The following is a 6,588-nucleotide window of genomic DNA, read 5'->3' on the forward strand; positions in this document are numbered from 1 at the left end:
GCCCCGCACCGCCCGCGCCAACGCCTGCGCCGCGTCCCGCGCTCCCCGCCGCGCGACCACCCGCCGCGCCTTGTCCCGCACCTGCCCCGGCGTGCTCACCGTCCCACCCGCGGCGCGGGCGGCCACCCAGCCCAGCACCTCCGCCTCCACCTCGGCCCGCAACCGGTCATCGGCGATGTCGGCGACCAGGTCCAGCATCGGCCAGACGTGCCCCACGTGCAGGCCCCCGGACTCCAACCCGGCCAGCACCCCCGGCAGCCGGGACACCAAACGCAACGACCGCTCCAGCAGGGCCTGCGCCGACTGCCGGCCCACCGCCAGCGCCACCTGCAACTCCGAAGCCGCCCACTCACTCACCGGCCGCAGCACCTCCGGCCGCGCCGCCCACCGCTGGGAGCTCATCGCCCCCGGCTCGCCCTGCGCCCGGTCCACCGACGCCGGCCGCGACGCCGCGAACTCGACCACCGCCCGAGCCCGCACCGCGGTCCACCGGGCGATCTCCCGGTCCGCGGCCTGCACCACCCCCAACGGCCCCGCCGACAGACCCACCGCCGGGGCGACCACCGGCCACTCCGCCGAGCGCTCCTCCTCGTCGGCCCGCGCACGCGCAGGACCACTGCGCTGCTGCGTCGCCACCGGGCTCGTCACGCGTTCGATCATACGTTCGAACGACTCGACGCACAACCGGGAATCCACAGGTCAGGCGGTCGGGAACCGCGCTCGGGGAGGACACGTCACCGGGGGCGAGATCCTGACGAATCGCGCTCGAGTCCACCTCCCGAGTGTCAGCAGCTGCTGCCAAGGTGGGCGCGTGGAGGAGCTCTCGTTGCTGCGGATGGCCGCCCAGCGGCTGGTCGGGCCCCGGGCCCCGAGCCCGGCCGAGGCGGTCCGGTGGCTGACCGCCGTCCAGGCGCAGGACCTGCCCGGCGCGCTCACGTCGGTCGCCCTGCGCACCGACGGCGGCACGCGGGCCGCCGTCACCGCGGCGCTGGACGGCGGCGAGGTCGTCCGCTCCTGGCCGATGCGCGGCACGCTGCACCTCACCGCTGCCGAGGACCTCCCCTGGATGCTCGCGCTGCTGGGCCCCAAGGTGCTGGCCGGGGCGGCCGGCCGGCGGGCCACCGTGGGGCTGGGCGACGACGACGTCGCCCGGGCCCGGGAGGTGGCGCTGGCCTCGCTCACCGGAGGTCGCCGGCTGGGTCGCGCCGACCTGGTCGCCGCGCTCGCGGCCGGCGGGGTGCCCACAGAGGGGCAGCGCGGCTACCACTTGCTGTGGTGGCTCGCCCAGTCCGGGCTGACCTGCCTGGGCCCGACGGTGGACGGCGACCAGCAGTTCGTCCTGCTCGACGAGTGGGTGCCGGCGCCGCGGCGGCTGGAGCGCGACGAGGCGCTGGGCGAGCTGGCGCTGCGGTTCTTCGCCTCGCACGGGCCGGCCACGGTCAAGGACCTGGTCCGCTGGGCAGGCGTGCTGGTGCGCGACGTCAAGGCCGGGCTGGCCGTCGCCGCGCCGCGGCTCGAGCGGCTGGAGGTCGACGGCACCGAGCACTGGATGGACCCGGCCACCCCCGACCGGCTGGCCGCCGCCCGCAGCGAGGCGGAGGACGTGCTGCTGCTGCCCGGCTTCGACGAGCTGGTGCTCGGCTACGCCGACCGCAGCTGCACGGTGCCGGCCGCGTTCGCCGAGCGGATCGTGCCCGGCAACAACGGCATGTTCCGGGCCACCGCGGTGTCCGCGGGCACCGCGGTCGGCGTCTGGCGCACCGGCCGCGGCAGGACCCGGCCGATCGAGCTGGAGCCCTTCACCGAGCTGTCCGCCGACGTGCGCAGCCGGATCGAGGAGCGCTACGCCGCGCTGCCCTGAGGTTGCCCCGGGCAACGCCGGGGAACCGGTCCTCCCATGGAGTACACCCGTCTGGGCAGCACTGGTCTTCACGTCTCCCGCATCTGCCTGGGGATGATGAGCTTCGGCGACCCCGACCGCGGCGGTCACCCGTGGAGCCTCCCGGAGGAGGCCAGCCGCGCGGTGATCGAGAAGGCGCTGGCGGCCGGGATCACCTTCTTCGACACCGCGAACGTCTACTCGGCCGGCTCCAGCGAGGAGATCACCGGCCGCGCGCTGAAGGACTTCGCCGACCGCGAGGACGTCGTCCTGGCCACCAAGGTGCACGGTCGGATGCGGCCGGGCCCCAACGGCGCCGGACTGTCCCGCAAGGCCGTCCTGGCCGAGCTCGAGGCCAGCCTGCGACGGCTGGGCACCGACTACGTCGACCTGTACCAGGTCCACCGCTGGGACCCGCACACACCGATCGAGGAGACCCTGGAGGCGCTGGACTCCGCCGTCCGGTCGGGCAAGGTCCGCTACCTGGGCGCCTCGAGCATGTGGGCGTGGCAGTTCAGCAAGGCGCTGCACCGGGCCGGCGAGCACGGCTGGCACCGGTTCGTCTCCATGCAGGACCACTACAACCTGCTCAACCGCGAGGAGGAGCGGGAGATGCTGCCGCTCTGCGCCGACGAGGGCATCGGCGTCATCCCGTGGAGCCCGCTGGCCCGCGGCCGGCTGACCCGCGACTGGGACGCGAGCACCACCCGCTCGGAGACCGACGAGTTCGGCAGCAAGCTGTACAACGACGCCGACCAGGTGATCGTCGAGCGGGTGGCCGAGGTCGCGGAGGCGCGCGGGGTGCCGCGCGCGCAGGTGGCGCTGGCCTGGCTGCTGAGCAAGCCGGTGGTCACCGCGCCGATCGTCGGGGTCACCAAGGACCGGCACCTGGACGACGCCGTGGCCGCGGTCGACCTCGAGCTGACACCTGCGGAGATCGCCCGGCTGGAGGAGCCCTACACGCCGCACGCGGTGGTCGGCTTCTCCTGAGCGGAAACGGCGGGTGACCCATCTCGCCCGTCGGCAGTGATCTCCGTCGACGACGCGCTCCCCGGCGGGAGGAGACGATGAGGGCCGTGTCCGGCCTCCTCTCCCCGTTGCGCCGGGTGGCGCCGCACGTCCTCGGCCCGCGGATGCCGGCACCCGCCTCGCTGTGGGCAGCGCACGGCCGCCGGGCGCTGTCCGCCGCGTTCTGCGTCGCCGTCCCGCTCGCCGTGTTCGTGCTGCTGGACCGGCCGGACGTCGGCGCGGCCGCGGCGCTGGGCGGCTTCACCGCGGTCTACGGCCACGCCCTCCCCTACCGCCGGCGGGCCGCCGTCTCCGCCGGCGTGGGCGTCGCACTGGCGGTGGCGGTCGGCCTCGGCGGTCTGGCCGGGCCGCACCCGTTCCTGCTCGCCGTCATGCTCGGGGTGCTCGGGGCAGCCGCCACGGCGGCGACGGCGATCTGGCAGATCGGCCCACCCGGACCGCTGATGGCCGTGCTGGTCGGCGGCAGCGCCAGCGCCCTGGGCGCCGCACCGGGTGAGGTCGGTCAGCACGTGGCGGCCACCGCGGGGACCGCGGCGCTCTCCTGGCTGGTGGTGCTGGTGGCCTGGTGCTGGGACCCGGCCGGACCCGAGCGCCGCGCCGTCGCCGCGGCGGACCAGGCCGTGTCCGGGGCCGAGGACGGCCGTCTGCCGGGAGGGCGTCCGGACGCGGCCGCCCGGGCGGTGCGCACCGCGCACGTCGCCGTGGCCGGGGGCAGCCGGCGGCGCCCGTCGCTGCGGCCCCGGCTGGAGGAGCTGGACACCCGGTTCCTGCGGGCGCTGCCCGCCACCGACCCCACCGCCCGGACCGGTCCCCGCGCGACGGCCGCACCGGCCCGACGGCACACCCCGCTCTGGGTGCCCACCGCCTCGCGCATCGGCGTGGGCGCCTGGGCGGCCGGGACGCTCGCCGCCGCGCTCGGCCTGCACAGCCCGTACTGGGCCTCGACCGCCGCCGTCGCGGTGCTGCTGGGCACCGACGCCCGGCACAGCCGGGCCCGCGCCCTGCACCGGGTGACCGGCACGCTGCTGGGGACGGGGATCACGGCGCTGCTGTTCGCACTCGACCTGCCGGTCGCGGTGACCGTCGCGCTGATCGCGGTCATGCTGGTCGGCGTCGAGCTGCTGGTGGTCAGCCAGTACGTGCTGGCCGTCGCGCTGATCACGCCGGTCTCCCTGTCGCTGGTGCACCTCGGCGCCGACAGCCCGCCCGGCGCGGACCTGATCACCATCCGGCTGGGCGAGACGGTCGTCGGCATCGCGGTCGGGCTGGCCGCCGGCCTGCTGCTCTTCCCCCGCCCGGGCAGCCGGCGGCTGCCGGCCGCGGTCGGGGCCACCGTCGAGCGGGCGCTGGCGGCGGCCGCGGCGCCGCCAGGCGGCCCGGCGGACGCGGCGCTGCGCGACGCCCTGGTCGCCCAGCACGAGGTGGCGACGGCGGCCCGCGCCGAGCTGTTCGCCGCGCCGGGTGCCGACCGGGAGCTGCACCGCTCGCGGCAGGTGGCCGACCTCGGCTGGGCGCTGCTGGGCGCCCGCGCCCGCGGCGGGGACGCGCTCGCCGCGTGGGCGGGTGCCCGGATCACCGCCGACCTCGGGCCGCGCTGAGCTCAGCCGGGCAGCCCGACCAGCCGGGCGGAAAGCTCCCACAGCTCGCGGGCCCGGACGGCGTCCCGGGCCGAGGGCAGGGTCAGGGTGGGCGACCGGTGAGCGTGCAGCCGCCCGTTGCGCCAGCCGTCCGGGGCCGTCGCCAGCCAGACCAGCGTGTCCGCGCCCTGCGCGGGCGTGCGCAGCGCCGCCACCAGCGGGCTCCGGAACGCCAGCCCGGTGACGCCGCCGGCGGCGCGGCCGAAACCGGTGGCCACCGCGCCGGGGTCGAAGCAGGTCGCGGTCACCTCCGGCGCCCACCGCCGGGCCAGCTCGGCGGTGAACAGCACGGTGCACCACTTGGCCCGGGCGTAGGCGCGCAGCGCGACGTAGGGCCCGCGGGCCTGCACCGCCCCCGCCAGCCGACCGCGGCGCACCCCGCCGACCCAGTGCACGAACGACGCCGTGGTCACCACCCGGCCGCGGGCGGCCCGCAGCAGCTCCTCGAGCAGCCGGGTGAGCAGGTAGGGCGCCAGGTGGTCGACCTGGAAGGTCTGCTCGTGCCCGTCGACGGTCAGCGCGCGCCGGGCGAACGACGCCCCGGCGTTGTCGGCCAGCACGTCGATCCGCGGGAACCGGTCCCGCAGCTGCGCGGCCAGCCGACGGACGTCGTCCAGCCGGGCGAGGTCCACCGTCAGCGCGACGGCGCCGGGCAGCTCGCCGGCGACGGCGGCGGTCTTCTCCGCGGAGCGGCCGACGACGACCACCTGCGCCCCTCCGCGGTGCAGCCGCCGGGCCGCCGCGGCACCGATGCCGTCGCTGGCACCGGTGACGACGACGACCGGCGCGCTGCCCGGCGTCAGCTGGTCGGCTCGACGAGGACGATCGGGATCTTCCGAGCGGTCTTCTGCTGGTAGTCGGCGTAGTCGCGGTAGGCGGCGACGGCGCGCTCCCACCACTGGTCGTACTCGTCCCCCTCGATCTCGCGCGCCACCCCGTCGCGGACCCGCTCGCCGTCCTGCACGGTGACCTGGTCGGGGTGGGCCTTGAGGTTGAAGTACCACGTCGGGTGCTTCGGGGCGCCGCCCTGCGAGGCGACCATCGCGTAGACGCCGTCGTGCTCGACCCGCATCAGCGGGTTCTTGCGGACCTTGCCGCTCTTCGCGCCGCGGGTCGTGAAGACGACGACGGGCTCGGTCCGGCCGGGCAGCGTGTTGCCCTCCCGCCCTCCGGTGCGCTCGTACACCTCCACCTGGTCGCGGACCCACTTCTCCGGACTGGGCTCGTACTCACCTTCCAGGGGCATGCGCTGACCCTAGGTCCGGACCCGCCGGACCGCCGTCCGGGTGCGCAGCCGCGCGCGGACCGGCAGAGTGCTCCGAGCGGTCGGGCAGAGGTCCCGGCGCGGAGGGGAGCGATGACCGAGAGCCCGCGCGTGGTCGTGCGTGGCGAGGCCGTCGCCGAGGTGCTCCCCGACGCCGCCGACCTCGTGGTCACCATCGAGGTCCGCGACCGGCGCCGGGACCGGGCGCTGGCCGCGCTGGCCGCACGCCAGCAGGAGCTGACCGCCCTGCTGGAGGGCCACCGGGACGGGCTGGGCAGCGTCGCCACCGACGCGGTCTCGGTGTTCCCCGAGGCTGCCGACGGCACCCGCGGCGGCGGCTCGGTCGCCACCGTGACCACCCGGGTGCAGGTCGGCGACGTCGCCGCCGCGGGCCGGCTGGCCGTCGCGGTCGCCGGGCTCGCGGACACCTCGCTGCACGGACCGCACTGGCGGGTCACCCGCACCCACCCCGTGCACGACCAGGTGCGCGCCGCCGCTGTCGCCGACGCGCTGGCGCGGGCACGCGGCCACGCCGCCGCGCTCGGCGGCCGGCTGACCGGGCTGGTCGAGGTCCGCGACACCGGCACCGGCGGTGTCGGCGGCCGAGTCGCGAGGGCCTCCTCCGCGGTGGCCGCACCGGCGCTGGAGCTGCAGCCGGGCCCCGCCGAGGTGCACGGCTCGGTCGAGATGACCTTCACCATGTCCCCACCCGACCAGGAGGTCTACGCAGGATGAGGTTCCGGGAGAGCGGCCGGCTGGACACCTCCGGCGTGCAGGAC

Annotated in this window: 6 protein-coding genes and 1 pseudogene; 4 read left to right on the forward strand and 3 right to left on the reverse strand. The window is 76.8% G+C overall.

What is annotated here, in order from left to right:
• A pseudogene (locus FHL79_RS25335) lies at positions 1 to 648 on the reverse strand (HNH endonuclease); the annotation flags it as partial.
• 163 nt (positions 649 to 811) lie between these two features.
• Here FHL79_RS25335 and FHL79_RS24435 point away from each other — a divergent pair.
• The 3 genes from FHL79_RS24435 to FHL79_RS24445 all read left to right on the forward strand — a co-directional run bounded on the left by FHL79_RS24435 (position 812) and on the right by FHL79_RS24445 (position 4,506).
• Positions 812 to 1,861, forward strand: a complete 1,050-nt coding sequence (locus FHL79_RS24435; protein ID WP_138761148.1) for a winged helix DNA-binding domain-containing protein — start codon at positions 812 to 814, stop codon at positions 1,859 to 1,861.
• Positions 1,862 to 1,897: 36 nt separating this feature from the next.
• Positions 1,898 to 2,869 carry an aldo/keto reductase gene (locus FHL79_RS24440; RefSeq protein WP_138761149.1) on the forward strand — a complete coding sequence of 324 codons (972 nt, stop codon included), beginning with the start codon at positions 1,898 to 1,900 and terminating at the stop codon, positions 2,867 to 2,869.
• A 77-nt stretch (positions 2,870 to 2,946) separates the two neighbouring features.
• On the forward strand, positions 2,947 to 4,506 hold the full coding sequence (locus FHL79_RS24445; protein ID WP_138761150.1) for an FUSC family protein: 1,560 nt from the start codon (positions 2,947 to 2,949) through the stop codon (positions 4,504 to 4,506).
• Between the two features lie 2 nt (positions 4,507 to 4,508).
• Here the strand turns inward: FHL79_RS24445 and FHL79_RS24450 are convergent, their stop codons facing one another.
• Together FHL79_RS24450 and FHL79_RS24455 are read right to left on the reverse strand one after the other, a co-directional pair.
• Complete coding sequence (locus FHL79_RS24450) at positions 4,509 to 5,444, reverse strand: SDR family NAD(P)-dependent oxidoreductase (protein WP_138761151.1); 936 nt, start codon at positions 5,442 to 5,444, stop codon at positions 4,509 to 4,511.
• A complete protein-coding gene (locus FHL79_RS24455) occupies positions 5,345 to 5,791 on the reverse strand; it encodes a nitroreductase family deazaflavin-dependent oxidoreductase (RefSeq protein ID WP_138761152.1) in 447 nt (148 codons plus the stop codon). The genes FHL79_RS24450 and FHL79_RS24455 overlap by 100 nt, the downstream gene beginning before the upstream one ends.
• A 111-nt stretch (positions 5,792 to 5,902) precedes the next feature.
• Between FHL79_RS24455 and FHL79_RS24460 the strand changes: the two genes are divergently transcribed.
• Complete coding sequence (locus FHL79_RS24460; protein WP_138761153.1) at positions 5,903 to 6,544, forward strand: SIMPL domain-containing protein; 642 nt, start codon at positions 5,903 to 5,905, stop codon at positions 6,542 to 6,544.
• Positions 6,545 to 6,588: the final 44 nt, after the last annotated feature.

Source organism: Modestobacter altitudinis (genome assembly GCF_005930475.1).
GTDB lineage: Bacteria > Actinomycetota > Actinomycetes > Mycobacteriales > Geodermatophilaceae > Modestobacter > Modestobacter altitudinis.

Coding starts and splice junctions, on each gene's coding strand:
- FHL79_RS24440 (WP_138761149.1), top strand. CDS start 1,898: ATGGAGTACACCCGTCTGGGCAGCACTGGTCTTCACGTCTCCCGCATC.
- FHL79_RS24445 (WP_138761150.1), top strand. CDS start 2,947: ATGAGGGCCGTGTCCGGCCTCCTCTCCCCGTTGCGCCGGGTGGCGCCG.
- FHL79_RS24455 (WP_138761152.1), bottom strand. CDS start 5,791: ATGCCCCTGGAAGGTGAGTACGAGCCCAGTCCGGAGAAGTGGGTCCGC.
- FHL79_RS24460 (WP_138761153.1), top strand. CDS start 5,903: ATGACCGAGAGCCCGCGCGTGGTCGTGCGTGGCGAGGCCGTCGCCGAG.